The sequence below is a fragment of the Catonella sp. genome (assembly GCF_057250765.1).
On sequence record NZ_DBHIEC010000004.1, the window covers coordinates 25,660 to 48,448 of the forward strand.

General features: G+C 38.3%; 29 protein-coding genes. All 29 read left to right on the forward strand.

Going from position 1 to position 22,789, the window contains the following annotated elements:
• The first annotated feature begins 118 nt into the window (after positions 1-118).
• The 29 genes from ACO6HM_RS02955 to ACO6HM_RS03095 all read left to right on the forward strand — a co-directional run bounded on the left by ACO6HM_RS02955 (position 119) and on the right by ACO6HM_RS03095 (position 22,788).
• Positions 119-1,210, forward strand: a complete 1,092-nt coding sequence (locus ACO6HM_RS02955) for a prephenate dehydrogenase (RefSeq protein WP_485389696.1) — start codon at positions 119-121, stop codon at positions 1,208-1,210.
• A gap of 17 nt (positions 1,211-1,227) precedes the next feature.
• Positions 1,228-2,145: a diacylglycerol/lipid kinase family protein gene (locus ACO6HM_RS02960; RefSeq protein WP_485389697.1), complete on the forward strand. Its 918-nt coding sequence runs from the start codon at positions 1,228-1,230 to the stop codon at positions 2,143-2,145.
• Positions 2,146-2,150: 5 nt separating this feature from the next.
• A complete protein-coding gene (locus ACO6HM_RS02965; protein ID WP_485389698.1) occupies positions 2,151-2,630 on the forward strand; it encodes a methylglyoxal synthase in 480 nt (159 codons plus the stop codon).
• A gap of 3 nt (positions 2,631-2,633) precedes the next feature.
• Positions 2,634-3,659 carry a tRNA preQ1(34) S-adenosylmethionine ribosyltransferase-isomerase QueA gene (queA, locus tag ACO6HM_RS02970; RefSeq protein ID WP_485389699.1) on the forward strand — a complete coding sequence of 342 codons (1,026 nt, stop codon included), beginning with the start codon at positions 2,634-2,636 and terminating at the stop codon, positions 3,657-3,659.
• Positions 3,660-3,926: 267 nt separating this feature from the next.
• Positions 3,927-5,027, forward strand: a complete 1,101-nt coding sequence (gene hrcA, locus ACO6HM_RS02975) for a heat-inducible transcriptional repressor HrcA (RefSeq protein WP_485389700.1) — start codon at positions 3,927-3,929, stop codon at positions 5,025-5,027.
• A gap of 14 nt (positions 5,028-5,041) precedes the next feature.
• On the forward strand, positions 5,042-5,623 hold the full coding sequence (gene grpE / locus ACO6HM_RS02980) for a nucleotide exchange factor GrpE (protein WP_485389701.1): 582 nt from the start codon (positions 5,042-5,044) through the stop codon (positions 5,621-5,623).
• A 71-nt stretch (positions 5,624-5,694) separates the two neighbouring features.
• Entirely contained in the window at positions 5,695-7,563 is a 1,869-nt protein-coding gene (gene dnaK / locus ACO6HM_RS02985) for a molecular chaperone DnaK (protein ID WP_485389702.1), read from the forward strand.
• A gap of 183 nt (positions 7,564-7,746) precedes the next feature.
• Positions 7,747-9,012, forward strand: coding sequence for a molecular chaperone DnaJ (gene dnaJ / locus ACO6HM_RS02990; protein WP_485389703.1), 1,266 nt, complete (start codon positions 7,747-7,749; stop codon positions 9,010-9,012).
• 115 nt (positions 9,013-9,127) lie between these two features.
• Complete coding sequence (locus ACO6HM_RS02995; protein ID WP_485389704.1) at positions 9,128-9,706, forward strand: nucleotidyltransferase domain-containing protein; 579 nt, start codon at positions 9,128-9,130, stop codon at positions 9,704-9,706.
• A complete protein-coding gene (locus tag ACO6HM_RS03000) occupies positions 9,655-10,056 on the forward strand; it encodes a HEPN domain-containing protein (protein ID WP_485389705.1) in 402 nt (133 codons plus the stop codon). Before ACO6HM_RS02995 ends, ACO6HM_RS03000 begins: the two co-directional genes overlap by 52 nt.
• An 89-nt stretch (positions 10,057-10,145) precedes the next feature.
• Positions 10,146-10,502 carry a YlxM family DNA-binding protein gene (gene ylxM / locus ACO6HM_RS03005; RefSeq protein WP_288915554.1) on the forward strand — a complete coding sequence of 119 codons (357 nt, stop codon included), beginning with the start codon at positions 10,146-10,148 and terminating at the stop codon, positions 10,500-10,502.
• An 11-nt stretch (positions 10,503-10,513) separates the two neighbouring features.
• Positions 10,514-11,854, forward strand: a complete 1,341-nt coding sequence (gene ffh / locus ACO6HM_RS03010; RefSeq protein WP_485380907.1) for a signal recognition particle protein — start codon at positions 10,514-10,516, stop codon at positions 11,852-11,854.
• Positions 11,855-11,931: 77 nt separating this feature from the next.
• Positions 11,932-12,174 carry a 30S ribosomal protein S16 gene (rpsP, locus tag ACO6HM_RS03015; RefSeq protein WP_208428831.1) on the forward strand — a complete coding sequence of 81 codons (243 nt, stop codon included), beginning with the start codon at positions 11,932-11,934 and terminating at the stop codon, positions 12,172-12,174.
• Between the two features lie 18 nt (positions 12,175-12,192).
• The gene (locus ACO6HM_RS03020; protein ID WP_208428830.1) at positions 12,193-12,420 is read left to right on the forward strand and encodes a KH domain-containing protein; all 228 of its coding nucleotides are present in this window, start codon (positions 12,193-12,195) and stop codon (positions 12,418-12,420) included.
• 52 nt (positions 12,421-12,472) lie between these two features.
• Positions 12,473-13,018 carry a ribosome maturation factor RimM gene (gene rimM / locus ACO6HM_RS03025; RefSeq protein WP_485389706.1) on the forward strand — a complete coding sequence of 182 codons (546 nt, stop codon included), beginning with the start codon at positions 12,473-12,475 and terminating at the stop codon, positions 13,016-13,018.
• A 9-nt stretch (positions 13,019-13,027) separates the two neighbouring features.
• Positions 13,028-13,753, forward strand: a complete 726-nt coding sequence (gene trmD, locus ACO6HM_RS03030; RefSeq protein ID WP_485389707.1) for a tRNA (guanosine(37)-N1)-methyltransferase TrmD — start codon at positions 13,028-13,030, stop codon at positions 13,751-13,753.
• A gap of 25 nt (positions 13,754-13,778) precedes the next feature.
• A complete protein-coding gene (gene pcp / locus ACO6HM_RS03035) occupies positions 13,779-14,420 on the forward strand; it encodes a pyroglutamyl-peptidase I (RefSeq protein WP_485389708.1) in 642 nt (213 codons plus the stop codon).
• 124 nt (positions 14,421-14,544) lie between these two features.
• Positions 14,545-14,886, forward strand: coding sequence for a 50S ribosomal protein L19 (rplS, locus tag ACO6HM_RS03040; protein WP_485389709.1), 342 nt, complete (start codon positions 14,545-14,547; stop codon positions 14,884-14,886).
• 113 nt (positions 14,887-14,999) lie between these two features.
• A complete protein-coding gene (lepB, locus tag ACO6HM_RS03045; RefSeq protein ID WP_485389710.1) occupies positions 15,000-15,596 on the forward strand; it encodes a signal peptidase I in 597 nt (198 codons plus the stop codon).
• A gap of 17 nt (positions 15,597-15,613) precedes the next feature.
• Positions 15,614-16,483 carry a ribosome biogenesis GTPase YlqF gene (gene ylqF / locus ACO6HM_RS03050; protein ID WP_485389711.1) on the forward strand — a complete coding sequence of 290 codons (870 nt, stop codon included), beginning with the start codon at positions 15,614-15,616 and terminating at the stop codon, positions 16,481-16,483.
• 4 nt (positions 16,484-16,487) lie between these two features.
• Positions 16,488-17,204, forward strand: a complete 717-nt coding sequence (gene lepB / locus ACO6HM_RS03055) for a signal peptidase I (RefSeq protein ID WP_485389712.1) — start codon at positions 16,488-16,490, stop codon at positions 17,202-17,204.
• Positions 17,204-17,956 (forward strand): ribonuclease HII, encoded by a 753-nt coding sequence (locus ACO6HM_RS03060; RefSeq protein WP_208428818.1) that lies wholly within the window; start codon positions 17,204-17,206, stop codon positions 17,954-17,956. Before lepB (ACO6HM_RS03055) ends, ACO6HM_RS03060 begins: the two co-directional genes overlap by 1 nt.
• A gap of 8 nt (positions 17,957-17,964) precedes the next feature.
• On the forward strand, positions 17,965-18,264 hold the full coding sequence (locus tag ACO6HM_RS03065) for an EscU/YscU/HrcU family type III secretion system export apparatus switch protein (RefSeq protein WP_208428817.1): 300 nt from the start codon (positions 17,965-17,967) through the stop codon (positions 18,262-18,264).
• Positions 18,239-18,625 (forward strand): YraN family protein, encoded by a 387-nt coding sequence (locus ACO6HM_RS03070; RefSeq protein ID WP_485389713.1) that lies wholly within the window; start codon positions 18,239-18,241, stop codon positions 18,623-18,625. Before ACO6HM_RS03065 ends, ACO6HM_RS03070 begins: the two co-directional genes overlap by 26 nt.
• Positions 18,626-18,705: 80 nt before the next feature.
• The gene (gene rfbA, locus ACO6HM_RS03075) at positions 18,706-19,587 is read left to right on the forward strand and encodes a glucose-1-phosphate thymidylyltransferase RfbA (RefSeq protein WP_485389714.1); all 882 of its coding nucleotides are present in this window, start codon (positions 18,706-18,708) and stop codon (positions 19,585-19,587) included.
• Between the two features lie 14 nt (positions 19,588-19,601).
• Positions 19,602-20,519, forward strand: a complete 918-nt coding sequence (locus ACO6HM_RS03080; RefSeq protein ID WP_485389715.1) for a S1 RNA-binding domain-containing protein — start codon at positions 19,602-19,604, stop codon at positions 20,517-20,519.
• A gap of 30 nt (positions 20,520-20,549) precedes the next feature.
• On the forward strand, positions 20,550-20,873 hold the full coding sequence (locus tag ACO6HM_RS03085; protein WP_485389716.1) for a hypothetical protein: 324 nt from the start codon (positions 20,550-20,552) through the stop codon (positions 20,871-20,873).
• Positions 20,874-20,914: 41 nt separating this feature from the next.
• Positions 20,915-22,081, forward strand: a complete 1,167-nt coding sequence (locus ACO6HM_RS03090) for a galactokinase (RefSeq protein WP_485389717.1) — start codon at positions 20,915-20,917, stop codon at positions 22,079-22,081.
• On the forward strand, positions 22,081-22,788 hold the full coding sequence (locus ACO6HM_RS03095) for a hypothetical protein (RefSeq protein ID WP_485389718.1): 708 nt from the start codon (positions 22,081-22,083) through the stop codon (positions 22,786-22,788). Before ACO6HM_RS03090 ends, ACO6HM_RS03095 begins: the two co-directional genes overlap by 1 nt.
• Position 22,789: the final 1 nt, after the last annotated feature.

Below are 22,789 nucleotides of genomic sequence, written 5' to 3' on the forward strand. Positions count from 1 at the left end.
TGCTACAGATGGCTGTAGCAGACTTGTTTCATTATGAACTGTTGGGAATAGATGTTGTTTAGAGAGTATATATGAAGAAAATGGGGTTTATTGGTTTTGGCTTAATTGGAGAGTATATATGCAGATAATAGGGTTTATTGGTTTTGGTCTCATTGGAGGCTCGCTTGCTAAGATATGGAGAAAAAAGCATCCTGATTACATATTTATGGCTTATAATTATAAAAAAGATGAAGATACTGAACTTTTATTGGCTAAGGATGACGGAGTTCTAAATGAAATAGTAACTGATTTGACACAGTTTTCAGAGTGTGACCTGATAGTGCTTTCTGCCCCGGTAATGAGCAACATATCTTATCTTAAAGAACTTAAAACCATAATAAAAAAAGACTGTATAGTTACTGATGTTGGAAGTGTTAAGGAAGCTATAGCCGCTGAAGCTGTTAACCTTGGAATGAAAAAGCAGTTCATAGGCGGACACCCTATGGCTGGTTCAGAGAAGACAGGCTATTCCAATGCAAATGTGCACCTGTTTGAAAATGCTTATTATATCTTAACGCCTTTTAGCGATACTGATGAAGTTAAACTTGCAAAACTTAGGGAATTAGTTGATGAAACAATGGCGGTTTCTATAATTGTTGATGCAAAAATGCACGATTATATAACCGCTGCAATAAGCCATGTACCACATGTAGTTGCATCATCACTGGTTGGAGTGGTAGCTAAAGCAGATGAGGAAAATGGCTTACTTGCGATGCTTGCAGCAGGAGGATTTAGGGATATAACGAGGATAGCTTCATCCTCCCCAGCGATGTGGAAGGATATCTGCCTTACAAATAGAGACAGTATAGGAGAATTCCTAGAAAAATACATAACTGAGCTAAAGAAAATAAAAGTTTTGATTGAAGATAAGGATGAGGATAGTCTCTATCATTTTTTTGACAGTAATAAGGATTATAGGGATTCTCTCCCTCTTAGAAAAAGCAATATGGTTGTCTCTCACGAAATTCTTTTATATGTGCCTGATGAACCGGGCTCTATTGCTATTATGGCATCCATACTTGCAGCCAAGGGTATTAGCATTAAAAATATGGGAATAGCTCACAACAGGGAGTTCTCAGACGGGGTACTTAGAATTGAATTTTACGACAGCCATTCAAAAGAAGCGGCACTTGTAGCTATAAAAGAGAGAAATTATAAAATTTTTGATTAGAGAGGGAGGCCGTAATTATGTCCAAACTTTTATTTATATATAATCCCAACTCGGGAAAAGGTAATATAAGAAAAGAAGTATCCTTGATACTTGAAAAACTATCACTTAAGGGATACCAAATAACAGTATTTCCTACTGCTAAAAGTGGTGATGCTGATGAAATGGCTAAAAATGAGGCTCATAATTATGACTTGCTTGTATGTGCCGGAGGTGATGGTACATTCAACGAAGTTGCCAGAGGGATGATGGAGTCTAAAAAGCTGGGAAACAAAATTCCATCAATCGGGTATATTCCTGTCGGTACAGTTAATGATTTCGCAACCAGTCTTGATATACCCAAAGAAGTGTCTGACGCAGTAGATGTTATTATATATGGAGAGGATAAAGAGGTTGATATAGGCTCTTTCCACGTTGGAGACCAGGGAGAACTACATAGCTATTTTACTTATGTTGCAGCTTTTGGTGCATTTACTGAGGTTTCCTATGAGACTTCTCAGGATGTAAAGAATGTAATCGGAAAGGCTGCGTATTTCCTTGAAGGTGTTAAAAGCCTACAAAAAATCAGACCTTATCACTTAAAAATAGCTTATGATGAGGAAGTGATCGAAGATGATTTCATCTTTGGAATGGTTGCTAACTCAAAGTCAGTTGGAGGATTTAAGGGGATTACAGGTCCTGAGGTGTATTTAGATGATGGAGAATTTGATGCGATTTTTGTAAAAACTCCCAAGTCTCCGCTTGATTTGCAAAATATCATAAATTCATTTATTCTAATGGATATGAAAACAGATAATATCTGTCATTTTCATTCGGGCAACATTAAAATTGAAGCGGATGAAGGCTTGCAATGGACACTTGACGGTGAAGCAGGAGGCCTCCATCAAAATGTTCAAATAAAAAACCATAAACAGGCGTTAACAGTAAAGGTAAGGTAAGAATAATGGAAAACTTAAACAATGAATTTATTACACTAACAATCGGAAAGCAGAAGAATATAGCTCTAATTGCGCATGATGGTAAGAAAAAAGAACTCATTCAGTGGTGTATGGACAATAAATCGATTCTTGAGAAGCATTTTCTTTCGGGAACAGGAACTACAGCTAGGATGATAACAGATGCAACAGGTCTTCCTGTTCGTGGTTATAACAGCGGACCTCTTGGTGGAGATCAGCAGATAGGTGCTAAAATTGTAGAAGGGAAGATTGATTTTGTAGTTTTCCTTTCAGATCCTCTATCAGCACAGCCACATGACCCTGATGTCAAAGCGTTTTTAAGAATCTGTCAGGTATACGATATTCCGATTGCCAACAATAAGGCTACTGCAGATTTTATGATAACTTCCACCCTTATGGATAAGGAATATGATCATAAGATAATTGATTTTAACAAAAATATAGCGGATAGAGCGAGGACCTTATAATATATGAAAACCAGTGACTTTTTTTATGATTTACCTGAAGAACTTATAGCTCAGGATCCTTTAGAGGACAGAACCGCATCAAGGCTTTTGGTTCTTAACAGGGAAACAGGGGCTATAGAACATAAGATATTTAGTGATGTAATAGATTATCTTAATGAGGGAGATTGTCTGGTTATTAACAATACCAGAGTTATTCCTGCAAGACTTATAGGCGAAAAGGAAGGCACAGGCGGCAAGGTTGAGGTCTTGCTGCTTAAGAGAAGGGCAAATGATGTGTGGGAAACCCTGGTAAAGCCGGGAAAGAAGTTAAGGCCCGGAGCCAGGGTTACTTTTGGAGACGGAAGACTTAAAGCTGAGATTTTGGAGATTGCAGAAGAAGGAAACCGATTAGTCAGGTTTTATTTTGAAGGCATATTTGAAGAGATACTTGATTCCCTGGGTGAAATGCCGCTCCCTCCATATATTACACACAAGCTTGAAGATAAAGAAATGTATCAGACTGTTTATGCTAAGTATGATGGCTCAGCAGCAGCTCCTACAGCAGGTCTGCACTTCACCAAAGAGCTTCTGTCTAAAATAGAAGAGAAGGGTATAAAAATAGCAAGTATTACATTACATGTCGGACTTGGAACCTTCAGGCCTGTAAAGGTAGATGATGTAAATCATCATCATATGCACACAGAATGGTATGAAGTAAATGCTGAGGCTGCTGACATTATTAATGAAACTAAAAGAAACGGTGGAAGAGTAATCTGCGTAGGTACTACAAGCTGCAGAACCATAGAGTCAGTTGCAGATGAGAATGGCTATATGAAAGCAAAGACAGGTGAAACAGACATATTCATTTATCCCGGATATAAGTTTAAGGTTATGGATGGGCTTATAACTAACTTCCACCTGCCTGAGTCCACCCTTGTTATGTTGGTTTCTGCATTTGCAGGAAAAGAAAATGTGCTCTCTGCTTATGAAACTGCTGTTAAAGAAAAGTATAGGTTCTTTTCATTTGGGGATGCTATGATACTAATATAGTGTAGATATTATTTTTCCATATACAAGTACGGCTTTTACTTCTTAGATGCTAATTATAACCGTTCTTAACATATTAAATTTTGTTATGATATTGACATTAAATGGGTACTCCGAAAGGGGTGCCTTTTCATTTTTAAAGGACACAAATATTACACAATTTTTATTGCAATTTTCTATTGACAAATTATATATAAGGTGGTATCTTACTAATAGATGTTAGCACTCTAGTCGAGTGAGTGCTAACAATTAAAAGAAAGGAGAGATGAGATGGAACTTGACGATAGAAAACTTGAGATACTTAAAGCTGTCATCAAGAACTATCTTGAGACAGGCGAGCCTGTCGGCTCCAGAACAATATCTAAGTTTTCTGAGTTGAAACTTAGCTCTGCAACTATAAGAAACGAGATGTCAGATCTTGAAGATATGGGGTATTTGGTAAAGCCTCATACTTCGGCAGGAAGAATACCTTCGGATAATGCTTACAGATTATATGTCGATTCGCTTATGCAGACCAAAATAAAGGAAGAAAAAAGCCTTAAAAAGGATTTGATTGAAAAGTCAGATAAACTTGAGACTTTACTTCAGCAGGTTGCCAACTTACTCGCAATGAAAACAAATTATACTACAGTGGTATCTGCTCCTAAATATGAAAGCAACAATATTAAATTTATACAGCTTTCAGAGATTGATGAAGAAAATCTCCTTATAGTAGTTGTGCTTGAAAAGAATGCTGTTAAGAACACGATAATTAGGCTTGATGAAGCGGTTGAGAAAAGCTTACTCCTTAAGCTTAATATCATGCTTAATTCATTTCTTGCAGGACTTAATATGGAGGACATAAACATAGGAGTTATTGCAAAGATGAAGGAACAGGCAGGAGAATATGTGAACCTTGTCGGAAGAATAATAGATGCAATAGGATCTGTATTCTCTGAAGATGATTCACTTAGAATATATACAAGTGGTACTACGAATATTCTAAAGTATCCTGAGCTTAATGATAGTGACAATATGCAAAAGCTTCTTTATACAATCGAGGAAAAGAAAGAACTGAGTGCTCTTCTTACAGACAGGATGGATGATGGCAATGACGATGGCATTCAGGTCTATATAGGAAATGATACAAATGTAGAAAGCTTGAAGGACTGTTCTGTTGTGACTGCTACTTATGAGATAGAAGAAGGTGTGTACGGCAAAATCGGTATAGTAGGTCCTAAAAGAATGGATTATGCGAAAGTTGTCGGATCACTTAAGAATCTAATGAGACAGTTGGATAGCATATTTAAGCATCAGAGTGAGGATAAAACTACAAAGGCAATTAAGCTTATAGATATGAAAAATGACATAAATTATGTAAGTGATACATAGAAAGGTGGTAGATTGTGAAAGATAAAAAGAAACATTCTGAAGAGAAAATAGAAAAAGTTGATGCTGAAGAAACAGCTTCTGCTGAAATAGTTTCTGAAGAATCTTTAGATGAAAAAGAGCTAAATAAGATAAACGAAGAAAGAAAAGCATCAAAAGAGGAAGAATATAAGAACAAGATAGATGAGTTAAATGACAAGCTAATGCGCCAGATGGCAGAGTTTGACAATTTCCGTAAGCGCACTGAGAAGGAAAAGTCGCAGATGTATGACTTAGGTGCGAAGGGAATAGTTGAAAAGATTCTTCCTATCATTGATAACTTCGAAAGAGGACTTGGCAGCCTTTCTGAAGAAGAAAAGGAAGGGGCCTTTGCTAAAGGCATAGATAAGGTGTATAAGCAGCTTATGCAGTGCCTTGCGGATGTAGGAGTTACTCCTATAGAAGCTGTTGGCAAGGAGTTCAATCCTGAAATACATAATGCAGTTATGCACGGTGAAGATGAAAATCTTGGCGAAAATACTGTGGCAGAAGAGATGCAAAAAGGCTATATGTATAAAGAAAGTGTAGTAAGACCAAGTATGGTTAAAGTTGTTAACTAGCATTTGCGGGATTGCAATATAAGCAGTTTCGTATCACATTAAAATATAAATATTAAAGCGAGGTAATTATTATGAGTAAAATAATTGGTATTGATTTAGGTACAACAAATTCATGCGTTTCTGTTATGGAAGGTGGACAGCCTGTGGTTATTCCTAATGCTGAGGGTATGCGTACAACTCCTTCAGTAGTTGCATTTACAAAGAATGGTGAGCGTCTTGTGGGCGAGACTGCAAAGCGTCAGGCTGTAACCAATGCAGATAGAACAATATCTTCTATCAAGAGACATATGGGAACTGACTATAAGGTAAATATTGATGGTAAGTCATACAGCCCTCAGGAGATTTCAGCTATGATTCTTCAGAAGCTTAAAGCTGATGCAGAGGCATATCTTGGAGAAAAGGTAACAGAGGCAGTTATCACTGTTCCTGCTTATTTTAATGATGCGCAAAGACAGGCAACCAAGGATGCAGGTAAGATTGCAGGTCTTGATGTAAAGCGTATTATCAACGAGCCTACAGCCGCTGCTCTTGCTTATGGTCTTGATAATGAAAAAGAACAGAAAATTATGGTTTATGACCTTGGTGGTGGTACTTTCGATGTATCTATCATCGATATCGGTGATGGTGTTATTGAAGTTCTTTCAACCAACGGCGATACCAAGCTTGGTGGTGATGACGTAGATAATGTACTTACCAACTACTTCATCGCAGACTTTAAGAACAAAGAAGGTGTAGATCTTTCTACTGATAAAATGGCTCTTCAGAGACTTAAAGAAGCTGCTGAGAAGGCAAAGAAGGAACTTTCTTCTTCAACCACAACCAATATCAACCTTCCTTTCATTACAGCTACTTCTGAAGGACCTAAGCACTTTGAACTTGACCTTACAAGAGCTAAGTTTGAAGAGCTCATCCATGATATAATTGAGAGAACTGCTATTCCTGTTCAGAATGCACTTAAGGATGCAGGGCTTAATGCAAGTGATATCGGTAAGGTGCTTTTAGTTGGTGGTTCTACACGTATTCCTGCAGTTCAGGCAAAGGTTGCACAGCTTACAGGTAAAGAGCCAAGCAAGAACCTTAACCCTGATGAGTGCGTAGCTATCGGTGCTTCTATCCAGGGTGGTAAGCTCGCAGGCGATTCAGGTGCAGGTGACATCCTTCTCCTTGATGTAACACCACTTTCACTTTCAATTGAGACTATGGGTGGTGTTGCTACAAAACTTATCGAAAGAAATACAACTATTCCTACCAAAAAGAGCCAGGTATTCTCTACAGCGGCAGATAATCAGTCTGCAGTTGATATCAATGTAGTTCAGGGTGAAAGACAGTTTGCAAAGGATAACAAGAGCCTCGGACAGTTCAGACTTGATGGAATTGCCCCTGCTCCAAGAGGAATCCCTCAGATTGAAGTTACATTTGATATAGATGCAAACGGTATTGTTAATGTTTCTGCTAAGGACCTTGGAACAGGCAGAGAGCAGCATATTACAATTACTGCAGGTTCAAACATGAGTGATGCAGATATAGAAAAGGCTGTTAAAGAAGCTGCTGAGTTTGAGGCTCAGGACAAGAAGCGTAAGGAAGGCATTGATGCAAGAAATGATGCTGATGCTATGGTATTCCAGACAGAGAAGGCACTTAATGATGTAGGCGACAAGATTACAGAGGCTGACAAGAGCTCAGTAGAGGCTGACCTTAAGGCACTTAAGGATATTCTTGAGGCTACTCCTGCTGACAATGTATCTGACGAAGATATTGATAAGCTTAAGGTTGCTAAAGAAAAGCTTATGGCTAGTGCACAGAGCCTTTTCACAAAGGTGTATGAGCAGTCAAATGGCGCTACAGGTGCAGGTCCTGATATGGGAGGACAAACAGGTCAGACTACATCTAACTCTGGTAGCAATGACGATGTTGTCGATGGAGACTATAGAGAAGTATAATATTTGATAAAAATAGGGCTGTCGCGCTAGGCCTTGGCGGCAGCCCAATACCTGTATAAAGATATAAGATAATCACACTTTACCATAGATATACATAACGAAATATGTTATAGTTATAAGACGTTTATGGTTAATAGGGTGAATTGTATGTGTTTAAAATAAATTGATGAAAGTGGGATAAATATGGCAGATCAGAAAAGAGATTATTATGAGGTTCTTGGTGTTGCTAAGAATGCGTCTGCTGATGAATTGAAGAAAGCGTACAGAGTGCTTGCTAAGAAGTATCATCCTGATGCCAATCCGGGTGATAAGGAGGCGGAGGCTAAGTTTAAAGAGGCTTCTGAGGCTTATGCAGTACTTAGTGATGATGAAAAGAGGAAACAATACGACCAGTTCGGACACGCTGCTTTCAGCAATGGAGGCGGACCTGGAGCAGGCGGATTTGACTTTAGCGATATAGACCTTGGAGATATCTTTGGAAGCTTCTTTGGAGGAGGTGGAGGCGGATTTGACTTCTTTGGCGGCAGTGGTGGCAGAAGAAGTAACAACAGCCCTCAAAAGGGAGCAAACATCCGCTATAGCCTTAGAATTAAGTTTGATGAAGCTGTAAAAGGATGTAAGAAAGAGATTACTCTTGATATGAAGGAGGAATGTGCGACCTGTCACGGAAGTGGTGCTAAGGCAGGAACTACTCCTGTAACCTGTAGTAAGTGCGGAGGCACAGGTCAGGTAACCTATACCCAGCAGTCGCTCTTTGGTATGGTTCGTAATGTACAGACCTGCCCTGATTGTCACGGAACAGGTAAGATAGTCAAGGATAAATGTCCTGATTGCCGTGGTACAGGCTATATCACCAGACGTAAGACCATAGAGGTAGATATACCTGCAGGTATTGATGACGGACAGGCTATCAGAATCAGAGAAAAGGGAGAACCTGGTACAAACGGGGGACCTCGCGGAGATTTACTTGTAGAGGTACATGTTCCATCGCATCCTAACTTCCAGAGAGATGGATATGATATTTATTCATCAGTACCTATTTCATTTACACAGGCTGCTCTTGGAGGCGATATCAGGATAAGTACAGTTGATGGTGATGTTATATATACAGTGAAGCCGGGAACACAAACGGATTCAAGAGTAAGGCTTAGAGGTAAGGGTATGCCTACACTTAGAAATAAGGACGTAAGAGGCGATCATTACATTACCTTTATAGTTCAGACTCCTGCATCTCTTACCAAAGAACAAAAAAGAATCCTTGAAGAGCTTGATGAAACCTTTGAAACCAGATATAAGGCAAAGGGCAATCCGGCAGAAGCAAAGCCTAATGCAAGCCAATCAGCTTCGTCAGAGGTTAAGGGTGAGGAAAAAGGCAAGAAAGGAAAAGGTTCTAAGAGGAAGAGCTTCGCAGATAATATCAAAGAGAATTTGAAAGATTTATTTGAATAAAATAATGGATATTTTTAATTTAGATAGTACTTTTTAGTGCTATCTAAATTTGTATATAGTAATTTGACATTTACACGATAATGTGTTAATGTCAAATATGAAAGAAGGTGAGTATATGAAAGGGTTTTATACTGTTTCACAGTATGCTGCTATATTTGGAAAAGATTCAGGGAATTTAAGGCGAATGCTTAGTAATGGAAAATTAAATGGAGAAAAAGTAGGTAATCAGTGGCTTATTCCTGAAACTGCTGAAATAAGCGAGGATAAAAGAATTAAAAGTGGTCAGTATAGAAATTGGAGAAACAAAACCAGAATAAATAAAAAATATCCAGGACTACTTAAACAGTTAACTAATATGTGTATAGACATTGGTAAAGTTTATGGAGATGTAATAGAAGAAATTATACTATATGGTTCTTATGTAAGAGGTCAGGAAATGCCAGAGTCAGATATAGATATAGCAGTTATTTTAAGATTACCCGATACAGATGAACTGCATAGAAAGATGATAGATATAGTAGTTGATAACGAATTGGATCTTGAAATTACCTTATCCGTTATTACAATTGAAGAAGATAATTTAAATGAATGGAAGTCAACATTGCCATTTTATAAGAATTTATTAAAGGAAGGAATTTCTATATGGAAGAACGAGCGAGAGAGTTATCAAAGTACCGTTTTGAAACAAGCCTAGAAGCACTTTCGGATGCTAAAATAATGTATGAAAATGAACGATATAAAAATACATTAAATAGAGCATATTATGCTATATTTCACGCTATAAGGGCTGTTAATGCGTTGAGTGGATTTGATAGTAGTAAACATAGTGGTGTAATAGCATATTTTAATCAAAATTATGTAAAAGATGGTGTATTTTCAAAAGAACTATCTAAAATTATAAGAATGGCTTCAGAAAACAGAGAAAAGGCAGATTATTTGGATTTCTTTATTGCATCTAAAGAGGAGGCCGAAAAGCAGATAGTACGTGCTAAAGAATTTATAGATGTTATTAAAATATATCTAGAAAGTGAAAAGGTATTATAATAATATTTTTATGATGTCAAGAAAAAAACTTGACATCTCTTTTTTCTTCTGCTACAATACCTAAGGATTAAAAAGATGGTGAGTTTATTATGGAAAAGAAAGCAGATATACTTGACGAGAGACTTAGAGTTTCTGAGCTATATGATTATTATGGTGTGCTATTAAAGGAGGGTTCAAGCAAACTCCTTGAAGCCTATGTACATGAAGACCTGTCTCTTTCAGAAATAGCTGAAACGGAAGGTATATCAAGGCAGGGAGTACACGATAATCTTAAACGAAGTATCAAACAGCTGGAAGAGTTTGATAATAAACTGGGACTAATTAAAAAATCCGAAGAAATATCCGTTACCTTGGATATGCTTAAAGAAACAATAAGCAAATCTACAGACGAGAAGCTTAAAGAAAATGTAAGGATAGATCTTGACAGACTTTACAATATATTCTAGAAGGAGGAGCTATGGCATTTGACAGTTTAACAGAGAAGCTGACAAAGGTTTTTAAGAACTTACGCGGCAAGGGTAAGCTAAATGAAAATGATGTCAAAGCTGCCCTTAAAGAAGTAAAGATTGCTCTGCTTGAAGCGGATGTTAACTTTAAGGTTGCTAAGAACTTTATCAAGACCGTTGAAGAAAGAGCAATAGGACAGGATGTTATGAACTCCTTAACACCCGGTCAGATGGTTATAAAGATAGTAAATGAAGAAATGACAGCCCTTCTTGGTTCTGAGAAAACTGAACTTACCTTAAAACCAACTCAGGAAATTACAGTCATAATGATGTGTGGTCTTCAGGGTGCAGGTAAGACAACTACCACAGCAAAACTTGCTGCGAAGTTCAAAGGTACAAGAAAGCCTTTGCTTGTTGCCTGTGATGTATACAGACCTGCTGCGATAAAGCAGCTTCAGGTAAATGGTGAGAAGGTTGGAGTTCCGGTATTTACTATGGGTGACGGCCACAAGCCGCCAAACATTGCTAAGGCGGCATTAGAACACGCTAAGAGCAATGGCTACAATATGATATTTCTTGATACTGCAGGACGACTTCAGATAGATGAAGATATGATGCAGGAGCTTGTAGATATAAAAGAAGCGGTTGAGGTTACGCAGACACTTCTTGTAGTGGATGCAATGACAGGTCAGGAAGCTGTCAATGTCGCAACAACCTTTGACTCCAAGATTGGGCTTGATGGAGTTGTGCTTACTAAGCTTGATGGTGATACCAGAGGTGGTGCGGCTCTTTCCATAAGAAGTGTGACAGGAAAACCTATTCTATATGCAGGAATGGGAGAGAAACTAACAGATCTTGAACAGTTTTATCCTGATAGAATGGCTAACAGGATACTCGGAATGGGAGATATACTCACCCTCATTGACAAGGCTCAAAGTGCCCTTGATGCTGAGAAAGCCAAGGAACTTGAGCAAAAATTCAAGAAAGCCGAGTTTGACTTTAACGATATGCTCTCACAGTTTGAGCAAATCCAAAAGCTTGGAAGCATTAAGGACATTCTTGGTATGATGCCTGGAGGCCTTGGTGGAAAGCTTGATGATGCGGCTGTTGATGAAGGAGCCTTAGACAAGGTTAAAGCAATTATTTTTTCAATGACTAAGGCTGAAAGAGGGAATCCTAATCTCCTTAATCCTTCCAGAAAGCACAGAATTGCTAAGGGAGCCGGAGTTGATGTAGCTGAGGTAAATAAGCTTGTCAAGCAGATGGAACAGATGAAAAAGGTTATGAAGCAGATGTCCGGAATGATGAAGGGTAAGGGAAAGAAGAAGTTCGGTCTGCCTTTCGGACTTTAATTAGGTGTTAATGCTATGCATTTTCATATATGATACAAGTATCAAAAATTAAAACAAACACATAGGAGGAAAGAAAAATGGTAAAGATTAGATTGATGAGAATGGGATATAAGAGACATCCTTTCTATAGAGTAGTGGTTGCTGATGAGAGAGTTGCTCAGCACGGTAACTTCATTGCTCAGGTAGGAACTTATGATCCAAATAAGGAGCCAAGTGCAATCAATATCAATGCTGAAGAGGCTAAGAAGTGGATTGCTAATGGTGCTAAGCCTACAGAGGTTGTAGCTAAGCTCTTAAAGAAAGCTGGTATAACTGAGTAATCATCGGAGGTAGTCATCATGAATGAATTAGTAAAGGTTATTGCTATGGCCCTTGTTGATCATCCTGATGAAGTCACAGTTACACAGACAGAGGAGAATGGAGAAACTATTCTTCATCTTCATGTTGCTGAAAGTGATATGGGTAAGGTTATTGGCAAGCAGGGTAGAATTGCAAAGTCTATAAGGACTGTTGTTAAGGCTGCTGCCACAAGGGATGATAAGAAAGTCACCGTTGAAATAAAATGATGACAATGGGGGAGGAGTAATCCTTCCTCTTTTTTATTGAAATGAGGATATAATGGAAAATTATTTTAGAGTAGGAGTACTTACAAGTACACATGGACTTACAGGTGGGATTAAGGTATTTCCAACAACGGATGATACAGATAGGTTTGACAGCCTAAAAAGAGCCTTTATTGACCTTGGTTCAGGGAAAGGAGCTATAAAAGGGAGTGGGATGCTTGAGGTGGAAGTAGACAATGTGAAGTACTTCAAGAATACTCCTATAGTTACCTTTAAGGGTATTGATAATGTTGACCTGATAGCAAAATACAAGGGAATGGATCTTTTGGTTGCAAGAGAGGATGCGCTTCCTTTAGCTGAGGGTGAACACTATGTATCGGATGTAATAGGCTGTAAGGTGACCTCTGATACTGGTGAAGAGTATGGGACAGTATCTGAGGTAATGGATACAGGTGCCAATAAGGTGATAGTAGTAAAGCCTAATGAAGCTCATAGTGAACTTAAAGAATTCTGCCTTCCTCATATACCTGAGTGTGTGCTTGAAATCAATACTGAAGAAGGCTTTGTTAAGGTACATATTATGAAGGGCTTGCTTGACTAAGGGGGTATTATGAATTTCCATGTAATGACACTTTTTCCTGAAATGATAAATAATATCGTAGGGGAAAGCATTTTAGGCCGTGCCATAAACAAGGGACTCATCAGTGTAAATGCTGTAAATATCAGGGATTACACCCTTGATAAGCATAATAAGGTGGACGACTACTGCTATAGCGGTGGAGCTGGTATGCTTATGCAGGTAGAGCCAATTCACCGCTGTCATAATGCTATTTCTGAAAAAATCGGCCACAAGCCCAGAACTATCTATGTAACCCCACAGGGAAGAACCTTTACGCAGAAAATAGCGGTAGAGCTTGCGAAAGAAGATGAACTTGTATTCCTTTGCGGGCATTATGAAGGGGTTGATGAGAGAGCCTTGGAACTGGTTTGTACCGATTTTATTTCGATTGGTGACTATGTACTCACTGGAGGAGAGCTTCCCGCTGTTATTATGATAGATGCCATATCAAGGCTGGTGCCGGGTGTGCTTAACAATACTGAATCTGCTGTGGGAGAATCATTTACAGACGGTCTCCTTGAACACCCACAATATACCAGACCTGAGGTGTATATGGATATGAGAGTTCCTGAGATCCTTCTTTCAGGCCATCAGGCCAAAATAGAACAGTGGAAGCTTGAAGAAGCACTTAAAAGAACTAAGGAGCGCAGGCCTGAGCTTTATGAGGAGTACATAAGAACACATACTTTACCTAAGAAAACTAAGCTGCCTGAATAATCAATGTTGAAATATGGAGGTTCCCATGAAACTATTACTCACAGCCTTTACACCATTTGGAGGAGAAAGCATTAATCCTGCTCTGGAAGCTGTAAAACAGGTTAGAGATAAGATAGCTAATCTGGATATAATTAAGCTTGAAGTTCCAACTGTATTTAATAAGTCAGTTAAAACTGTAATAGATACTATGGAAAAAGAAAAGCCTGACTTTGTGCTCTGTATAGGTCAAGCAGGAGGAAGAGAGGAAATCACCCCTGAAAGAATTGCAATCAATATAGATGATGCTAGAATACCAGATAATGAAGGTAATCAGCCTATAGACAGAACTATTTACCTCGACGGAGAAAATGCATACTTTTCCAACCTTCCTGTAAAAGCTATGGTTGAAGCTATAAAAAAAGCAGGATTAACATCAAGCCTTTCCAATTCTGCTGGCACCTATGTGTGCAATCACTTGATGTATGGAGTGTTATATTATATCGATAAAACATATAAGGGAATGAAGGGGGGCTTCATCCATGTTCCGTATATACCAGAGCAGACAGTAGATAAGCCTGATAAGCCTTCCATGCCACTTAATGACATTGTGAGAGGACTTGAAGCTGCGATAAGTGCAATTGCTGAAAACAAAGAGGACATAAGTGGTGTAGGTGGTGCTGAGTGTTAATATAAAAATAAGTCTTGATTTATTGATAAAATTATGTTAAAGTAAATTGTTATGTAATTCGGATGGTCCTCTGACGCCTCATAGTGAGAGTGCTAAGAACATCTATGATAAAAGGAGAATAGAAATGAACGAATTAATCAGAGAGATTGAAAAAGAACAGCTCAAATCAAACGTGGATGAATTCAGAGTAGGTGATACTGTTAAAGTTCACGCAAAGGTAAAGGAAGGTCAGAGAGAAAGAATTCAGATCTTCGAAGGAACTGTACTTAAGAGACAGGGTGGCGGCTCAAGAGAAACTTTCACAGTTAGAAAGCTTTCTGGCGGTGTCGGTGTAGAAAGAACCTGGCCTGTACATTCTCCAAACGTTGACAGAATCGAAGTTGTTCGTCACGGTAAGGTAAGAAGAGCTAAACTTACATTCCTTCGTGGAAGAGTTGGTAAGTCAGCTAAGCTTAAAGAGGTATAATTGTTCTAATCGAACAGAGCGTAATCAAAAGGAGCAACTACTTGCAGTTGTTCCTTTTTTATTGTATCATAGAATCGGAGTTTAGTAACCTGGCGTAATTGGAAGGAAAATATATGGCTAGAAAATCTTATTTTCATAAAAAGGCTCGTATCGAGACGACGCCAACAGTGAAAAAGATAATTAAAGAGATAATTGTATGGCTGTTACTTATTGTATTAACTATTACAGCCTCTTACTTTATAACAACTAATGTATTTGTAAAGACTGCAGTTGCAGGAGTTTCCATGGAGCCTACTCTTATGGAAGGTCAGGTGGTAATCGTCAACAAGATAGAGTATTATCTGAAATCTCCTAAGAGAAACGATGTAATAGTTTATAAACAAAGTAACAGAGAGCATAGTTACTATGAAATAAAGAGGGTTATAGGACTTCCCGGTGAGACAGTTAAGATTAAAAACGGAATAATATACATAAACGATGAAGCCTTAAAAGAAAAGGTAAAGACAGAGACCATAGAAAATGCAGGTCTTGCAGAGGAAGGCATTAAACTGGATGATAACGAGTACTTTGTACTCGGAGATAATAGAAATGATAGTGAAGACAGCCGATTTGCAAGTGTGGGCAATGTACTTAAAAATGAGATACTCGGAAAAGCTGTTGCAACAGAAAAGCCATTTACTCTTGTGGACAGCTTAAATTTAGCCGATTAATAATATGGAGGATAGATATGCCTGATTTACACTGGTATCCCGGTCATATGACGAAGGCAGTTCGTCAGATGAAAGAGGACATTAAACTAATAGATATAGTTATTGAACTTGTGGATGCACGCATACCTATAAGTTCCAGAAATCCTGATATAGACAGTCTTGCGGCAGGAAAGTCAAGAGTTATTATTCTTAACAAGGCTGATATGGCGGATGATAGAGAGACAGAAAACTGGGTTAAACATTTTACCGATGAAGGTATGATTGCAGTTAAGCTTAATTCAAGAAGCGGTAGTGGTATGAAGCAGGTGAAGGATGCCATAGCTAAGGCAGCCGAAGCTAAGATGGCAAGAGATAGGGCGAGGGGAATACTTAACCGCCCTGTAAGAGCCATTGTAGGTGGGATTCCCAATGTTGGCAAGTCCACCTTTATCAATTCATTCGCAGGAAGAGCGGTTACAAAAACAGGCAATAAGCCGGGCGTCACAAAGGGTAAGCAGTGGATAAGACTTAATAAACAGGTGGAGCTTCTTGACACTCCCGGCATACTTTGGCCAAAGTTTGAGGATAGGAAGACTGCTGAGCACCTTGCCTTTATAGGCTCTATAAAAGATGAGGTAATTGAAAAAATGGAGCTTGTACTTAACCTCATAACGGAGCTTGAGGATAATTACGAAGGACTGATAGCTTCTTACTATGGATTTGATAACTGTGAAAAAACTGAAAATAAGATTGATTTTGCCGTGAAAACTCTTGAAGCAGTGGCAGAAAGAAGAGCCTTGCTTAAAAAAGGCGGCGAAACAGATACTGATAAGGCTTCTAAGCTAATTCTTGATGATTTTAAAAACGGAAGACTAGGTAAAATAACCCTCGAAAATGTAGGAGAATAGCTAAATGGCTGATAACAAATATGATCAGAACAAGGATTTGATCGAAGACAGTTTGGATTTTTGTAAGGATATACAAAGATACTATGAACTCGAGGAAGTAGACAAGCTGGATTTTAGAGGTTATTCACATAGAAAGGAAAGCCCTAAAGAAACAAAGGTTGAAACTATTGTTGTAACTAAAGAAACCAACAATGATGAAGCGGGACTAAGGGTGTATACTAAAATAGTAGCAATTATACTGTTTGCTTTGATTTTTGTAAGAATTGTCAATGCATATATAGTTGAAGAAACCATAGTCAGCGGTACATCTATGAACCCTACTTTGCAGGGTTCCGATACTTTACTGATAGATAAAATCTTTTATAAAATAGGTGATTTAAAAAGGTTTGACGTAATTGTTTTTGATTATAATGAGTCTGCCTTATATATAAAAAGGATTATAGGCCTCCCGGGTGACAGGATTAAGATAAATGACGGGCATGTATATATCAATGGGAGTTTACTAAATGATGATCCTCTTATAAATGATAAGATGACTTATGCAGGTATTGCTGAAAATGAAATAACGTTAGGGGAAGACGAATACTTTGTCTTAGGCGATAATAGGAACAACAGCTACGATTCCAGATATGAACAGGTTGGGGTTGTAAAAGGTAAATACATAATCGGAAGAGTATGGCTTAGGATTTTCCCTATTTCAAAGTTTGGGAGTGTTAATTAATGAAAAATATTTCGGAGATTAGGGATGAATGTGCAAGATGTGGCATTCATAACTTGGGTGAATTTGTTACTAACTATAGTTTAGATGAGAGAAGTGGTGTAAAAAAGCTTGTCGAGAAGGCAAGGAAGATGCTTGCAGATTACGAACTTGAAATAATGAGAATCAATTCGATGTCAAAGTTTGAAAGGCAATTTTGTGAACACGGATACATTTGTGGTGTTGATGAGGTAGGCAGGGGACCGCTTGCAGGACCTGTGGTTGCGGCTGCTGTAGTATTTCCCAAAGACCTAATCATCCCTTATGTAAATGATTCTAAGAAACTTACTGAAACTAAGAGAGAAGAGCTCTTCAACCATATCATGTGTGAGGCTATCAGTGTCGGCTTTGGCAGTGTAGACAATAGCAGAATAGATGAAATCAACATTCTGGAATCGACCTTTGAAGCCATGAGGCAGGCTGTATCGGAGTTAAATGTTAAGCCTGACATAGTTTTAGTAGATGGCAATAAGAAGATACCGGGCCTTGATATAACACAGCATGCCCTGGTTGGAGGAGATGCAAAATGTCTCTCAATAGCTGCAGCCAGCATAGTTGCAAAGGTTGTAAGAGACAGGTACATGAAGGAAATGGATATAAAATATCCAATGTATGATTTTGCATCAAACAAGGGTTATGGCTCTAAAAAGCATATAAACGGAATAAAAGAATTTGGAATTTCTCCTATACACAGGAGAACCTTTGTACATAATTAGGAGTAAACATGGAAAAGAAAAAAGATGTAAAAACCGCTGTGGCCCTTGCGTACGATACAGAAAGCGGAGATGCGCCTTATGTAATCGCGGCTGGAAAAGGAGCTTTGGCTGAGAAAATAATTGCTGAGTCAAAAAAGAGTGATATACCGCAGTATGAAGACGAAAAGCTTGCGAAATCTTTATCTCAGCTTGAAATCGGTGAGAATATTCCTCCTGAGCTCTATGAAGTAGTGGCCCAGGTTCTGCTTTTTGTGGATAAAATGGATAGAATTAAGTCAGCAGTTGCTGAAAAGAGAGATAGGAAGTGATAATATCAACAAACGTATACTTGGAAAAGAACAGGAAAACAAGGCAGTAGACTATCTGCTATCTAAAGGATATACCGTTTTAGAAAAGAACTATCTTAGACGAACAGGCGAAATAGACATAGTTGCAAAAAGTCCTGATGGCTATTTGGTGGCTGTAGAGGTCAAGTACAGAAGTTCAGACAGATTTGGAAGCCCATTTAGTGCGGTAAATTATACAAAGCAGAGGAAAATATATAAAACCCTGCTTTTTTACATGAGTGAGCATAATATACCAATGGATGCAAAATGCAGGTTTGACGTAGTGGGGATATACGGAGATAACAGACTTGAACATTTAATTAATGCTTTTGAAGCCTGTTAACTCCTTGTCAAATAGTAAGTTATGGCTTATACTGTATAGGAAAGTTTTGCAAAATAAAAAAACTATTTTTGGGGGAATTTATGAAAGGTATTATTCTGGCCGGTGGTTCAGGCACAAGGCTGTATCCACTTACAGAGGTTACAAGCAAACAGCTCTTACCTGTTTATGATAAACCGATGATATTTTATCCTTTATCCACGCTTATGCTCGCAGGGATAAGAGACATTTTGATTATATCAACTCCTAGAGACTTACCTAACTTTGAGAAACTCTTGGGTGATGGTTCAGAATATGGTATTAGGTTGTCATATAAGATTCAGGAAAAGCCAAATGGACTTGCTGAAGCTTTTATTATAGGTGAAGAATTTATAGGAAAAGACAGTGTCGCAATGATTTTGGGTGATAATATTTTCTACGGTAACGGTTTATCATTAAACCTTAAGAAGGCAGTAGACTGTACTGAACATGGTGCTGCCGTGTTTGGATACTATGTGGATGATCCTGAGAGATTTGGAATTGTTGAATTTAATGATAAGGGTGAAGCCGTATCCATCGAAGAAAAGCCTGAACATCCTAAATCAAATTATTGTGTGACAGGTCTTTATTTTTATGATAATTCAGTGGTAAAATATGCTAAGTCGCTTAAACCGTCAAAAAGAGGTGAGCTTGAAATTACAGACTTAAACAGAATCTACCTTGAAGAAGAAAGACTTAATGTAATTACCCTTGGAAGAGGCTATGCGTGGCTTGATACAGGTACTGTGGATGCGCTTTCGGATGCAACAGAATTTGTTAAAGTTATTGAGAAAAGGCAGGGAGTAATGATTTCTGCTATAGAAGAAATAGCTTATAAAAACGGTTGGATAAGCAGGGAAAAGCTGCTAGAAAGTGCTGATAAATACGGGAAATCATCTTACGGTGCTCATCTTATGAAGGTTGCACTTGGCAAGATTTTATATTGATAAGGAGAAGATAAATGTCGGATAATGAGAAGATGGAGAGTATGGATGATTATTTGGATGAACTCGAAAAGTCATTCCATAGGCTTAAAAACGGTGATATGGTCAAAGGTCCCGTCATTGGAATAGGAGATACGGAAGTTACTGTAGACCTTGGTTCCTATGCTGAAGGAATTGTTCCTATAGATGAACTTAGTAATGACCCTAAGTTTTCTATTAAGACAGATATAGCAGTGGGAGATGTAGTAAATGCCATGGTTATTTCACCTGACAACGGTATAGGGCAGGTGCTTCTTTCTATAAAACGTGCAGATAACATACTGGCTTGGGATTTCCTCGAAGAGGCTAAAGAAAACGGTCAGGTATTTAATGTAAAGATTACTGAAGCAGTTAAGGGAGGAGCTGTTACCTATCTGAAAGGCATAAGGGCATTTATACCTGCTTCGGGACTGGCGCTAGACTATGTCGAAGATACAGAGAGCTTTGTTGGTAAGCATATTTCCGTAAGAATAATAGAAGTAGACGAAGATGATAGAAAGCTGATTCTTTCAGCCAAAAGCGTGCTAAGAGAAGAAGAAGCAAAAAAGACAGAAGAAAAAATGTCTAAGATAGCTATAGGAACAGTAGTTACCGGAAAAATAGAAAGACTTGAGAGCTATGGAGCCTTTGTAAGACTGCCTGATGGACTTTCAGGACTTGTTCACATCTCACAGATGTCTGAAAGAAGAATAAAACATCCTAAAGAAGTGGTTAGTGAAAATGATGAAGTAAAGGTAATGATTACTGAGATTAAAGATGGTAAACTAAGTCTTAGTATGACAAGAGCTGCTGAAAGCGAAGCTTCTGAAGATGTAGACTCTACTCCTGTAGAATATAGTACAGGCGACTCACCAACAACCAGCTTTGCTGATTTATTAAAGGGAATTAAGTTGTAATAAATAATAAAACAAATAAAGGAGTTAGTTATGAGTAAGGAAAAAGTTGAAAAGTATAAAAAGGAAAAAGCAGGTAGAAAGGTTAGCCTTAAGAAAGAAAAACGTATAAAAACACTTATTGGATGTGCCTGTGTTGTTGGTGCTGTTGTCTTGGCGGGTGCGGTAGGATATTACTCCGGTAACAAAAACGGTTATAATAATGGTTATACTGATGGCTTCACCTTTGCGGGACAGATTTATCAAAGCGCTAATGCGTCAAGCAGTGCTATTACTTCAGGAGCGGCAGTAGACACTAACAAAGCTGCAAGCGCTTCGGATGGTGCAGTCAAAACCGAGAAGAAATCAGGAAAGTAGTTTTTACTTAGTGTCTTTATAGAGTATTAAAGGAGAATGGTATGAAGGACAGACTTTATGAAGGATTTAAGAAATATTATGGAGATACCAAAGGGGCAGAGCTTTTCTTTTCACCGGGACGTGTGAATCTGATTGGCGAGCATACTGATTATAACGGCGGGCATGTATTTCCTTGTGCCCTTACTATGGGAACCTATGCCCTTGTAAGGAAACGAGATGACAATAAGATGAACTTTGTTTCATTAAACTTTAACAATGCTGAGGTTACAACTGTGGAGCTTCCTGAACTTTCATATCAGAAAAAGAACGGCTGGGCTAACTACCTGATAGGAGTGGTTTGGGCGTTCTTAGGTAAAGGATATAAGATTGATAAGGGCTTTGACCTTGCTATGCTTGGCAATATTCCATCTGGTGCGGGGCTTTCATCTTCCGCATCCATAGAAGTCCTTATGGGTACAGCTCTTAAATATATGTACGATATTGACATCGACATGGTAGAGATAGCAAAGATAGGACAGATTTCAGAAAACCAGTTCAACGGTATGAACTGTGGGATCATGGATCAGTTTGCAGTGGCCATGGGAAAAAAAGACAATGCCATATTCTTAGATACAGCGGATTTGTCCTATGAATATGCACCCGTGAAGCTAAAAGACGCAAAGGTGCTTATCACAAACAGCCATGTAAAGCATAGCTTGGTAGACTCTGCCTATAATGACAGAAGAAATGAAAGTACAGCTGCACTTAAGGCGCTTCAGACCAAGCTTAATATCTCCGGACTTGGCGACTTAACAGAGGAAGAATTTGAAGAGAACCAATATCTTATAACCGATGAGGTTCAGAGAAAAAGAGCAAAGCACGCAGTTTATGAAAATCAGCGAACAATAAAGGCCGTAAATGCTCTTAAAAATAACGATATAGAGACCTTCGGAAAGCTTATGAATGCTTCACATATATCGCTAAGAGATGATTATGAGGTATCTTGCCCAGAGGTTGACAAGTTGGTCGAGATTGCTTGGAATATACCTGGGGTGATTGGCTCAAGAATAACAGGCGGTGGTTTTGGTGGCTGTACAGTCAGTATAGTTAAAAACGATGCAATAGAGAATTTCAAGAAAGTAGTCATTTCAAAGTATAAAGAGGCTACAGGTATCGATGCTGAGATATACGAAGCTGAGATAGGCGATGGTGCAGGAAGGGCAGACTAATGCTTTATCTGCATAATTTTACAGGAATCTATGAGAATCAGGACTTTTATAAGGCTTACCCTTATAGAATATTTGATGACAAGACTTTATGCGGAGTAAGGGGATATATGGATGATGAATCAAGAAAACACCTTCTTGAGGAAATAAAAGAGAGGTCAATCCTTTCTTCCATCCACCTACTCGACTCCGGTAATTATCACCACTTAAGCAGGGTTTACCTTGATTTGATTAATGAACCCTACAATCTCGTGGTATATGATAACCATACGGATATGCAGTTTTCGGCCTTTGGCAACATATTGTCCTGTGGTTCTTGGATAGCTGATGCTTATGAAAGCCTTGATTATCTTAAAAAGATAATCGTTATTGGTGCAAACAGTAAGTACATAGAGGCTTGCGAGTTTAATAAGGATGAAAGAGTTATTTTTGCAGACAGTATAAATGAAGTTTCCTTGGGAAATGACCTTCCTATCTACATTTCGGTAGATAAGGATGTGATTTCTGAAAATGAATTTATATCTGACTGGGATCAGGGCATTATGCCGGTATCGACACTTATAAAAGAACTAAAGTGTTTAAGAGATAACTTTAGAATTATGGGCGTTGATATCTGTGGAGAGCCTGATGCAGACGACGATATAAATATTAGTTTAAGTAATAATATAAATAAAGAATTGGTAAATATATTTGTAGATATTTTATATTAAA

What these genes read in the sequence shown, in the direction of transcription:
- ACO6HM_RS02955 (WP_485389696.1), top strand. Translation starts at nt 119, where the DNA reads ATGCAGATAATAGGGTTTATTGGTTTTGGTCTCATTGGAGGCTCGCTT.
- ACO6HM_RS02960 (WP_485389697.1), top strand. Translation starts at nt 1,228, where the DNA reads ATGTCCAAACTTTTATTTATATATAATCCCAACTCGGGAAAAGGTAAT.
- ACO6HM_RS02965 (WP_485389698.1), top strand. Translation starts at nt 2,151, where the DNA reads ATGGAAAACTTAAACAATGAATTTATTACACTAACAATCGGAAAGCAG.
- queA (WP_485389699.1), top strand. Translation starts at nt 2,634, where the DNA reads ATGAAAACCAGTGACTTTTTTTATGATTTACCTGAAGAACTTATAGCT.
- hrcA (WP_485389700.1), top strand. Translation starts at nt 3,927, where the DNA reads ATGGAACTTGACGATAGAAAACTTGAGATACTTAAAGCTGTCATCAAG.
- dnaK (WP_485389702.1), top strand. Translation starts at nt 5,695, where the DNA reads ATGAGTAAAATAATTGGTATTGATTTAGGTACAACAAATTCATGCGTT.
- dnaJ (WP_485389703.1), top strand. Translation starts at nt 7,747, where the DNA reads ATGGCAGATCAGAAAAGAGATTATTATGAGGTTCTTGGTGTTGCTAAG.
- ACO6HM_RS02995 (WP_485389704.1), top strand. Translation starts at nt 9,128, where the DNA reads ATGAAAGGGTTTTATACTGTTTCACAGTATGCTGCTATATTTGGAAAA.
- ACO6HM_RS03000 (WP_485389705.1), top strand. Translation starts at nt 9,655, where the DNA reads ATGGAAGAACGAGCGAGAGAGTTATCAAAGTACCGTTTTGAAACAAGC.
- ylxM (WP_288915554.1), top strand. Translation starts at nt 10,146, where the DNA reads ATGGAAAAGAAAGCAGATATACTTGACGAGAGACTTAGAGTTTCTGAG.
- ffh (WP_485380907.1), top strand. Translation starts at nt 10,514, where the DNA reads ATGGCATTTGACAGTTTAACAGAGAAGCTGACAAAGGTTTTTAAGAAC.
- rpsP (WP_208428831.1), top strand. Translation starts at nt 11,932, where the DNA reads ATGGTAAAGATTAGATTGATGAGAATGGGATATAAGAGACATCCTTTC.
- ACO6HM_RS03020 (WP_208428830.1), top strand. Translation starts at nt 12,193, where the DNA reads ATGAATGAATTAGTAAAGGTTATTGCTATGGCCCTTGTTGATCATCCT.
- rimM (WP_485389706.1), top strand. Translation starts at nt 12,473, where the DNA reads ATGGAAAATTATTTTAGAGTAGGAGTACTTACAAGTACACATGGACTT.
- trmD (WP_485389707.1), top strand. Translation starts at nt 13,028, where the DNA reads ATGAATTTCCATGTAATGACACTTTTTCCTGAAATGATAAATAATATC.
- pcp (WP_485389708.1), top strand. Translation starts at nt 13,779, where the DNA reads ATGAAACTATTACTCACAGCCTTTACACCATTTGGAGGAGAAAGCATT.
- rplS (WP_485389709.1), top strand. Translation starts at nt 14,545, where the DNA reads ATGAACGAATTAATCAGAGAGATTGAAAAAGAACAGCTCAAATCAAAC.
- lepB (WP_485389710.1), top strand. Translation starts at nt 15,000, where the DNA reads ATGGCTAGAAAATCTTATTTTCATAAAAAGGCTCGTATCGAGACGACG.
- ylqF (WP_485389711.1), top strand. Translation starts at nt 15,614, where the DNA reads ATGCCTGATTTACACTGGTATCCCGGTCATATGACGAAGGCAGTTCGT.
- lepB (WP_485389712.1), top strand. Translation starts at nt 16,488, where the DNA reads ATGGCTGATAACAAATATGATCAGAACAAGGATTTGATCGAAGACAGT.
- ACO6HM_RS03060 (WP_208428818.1), top strand. Translation starts at nt 17,204, where the DNA reads ATGAAAAATATTTCGGAGATTAGGGATGAATGTGCAAGATGTGGCATT.
- ACO6HM_RS03065 (WP_208428817.1), top strand. Translation starts at nt 17,965, where the DNA reads ATGGAAAAGAAAAAAGATGTAAAAACCGCTGTGGCCCTTGCGTACGAT.
- rfbA (WP_485389714.1), top strand. Translation starts at nt 18,706, where the DNA reads ATGAAAGGTATTATTCTGGCCGGTGGTTCAGGCACAAGGCTGTATCCA.
- ACO6HM_RS03080 (WP_485389715.1), top strand. Translation starts at nt 19,602, where the DNA reads ATGTCGGATAATGAGAAGATGGAGAGTATGGATGATTATTTGGATGAA.
- ACO6HM_RS03085 (WP_485389716.1), top strand. Translation starts at nt 20,550, where the DNA reads ATGAGTAAGGAAAAAGTTGAAAAGTATAAAAAGGAAAAAGCAGGTAGA.
- ACO6HM_RS03090 (WP_485389717.1), top strand. Translation starts at nt 20,915, where the DNA reads ATGAAGGACAGACTTTATGAAGGATTTAAGAAATATTATGGAGATACC.
- ACO6HM_RS03095 (WP_485389718.1), top strand. Translation starts at nt 22,081, where the DNA reads ATGCTTTATCTGCATAATTTTACAGGAATCTATGAGAATCAGGACTTT.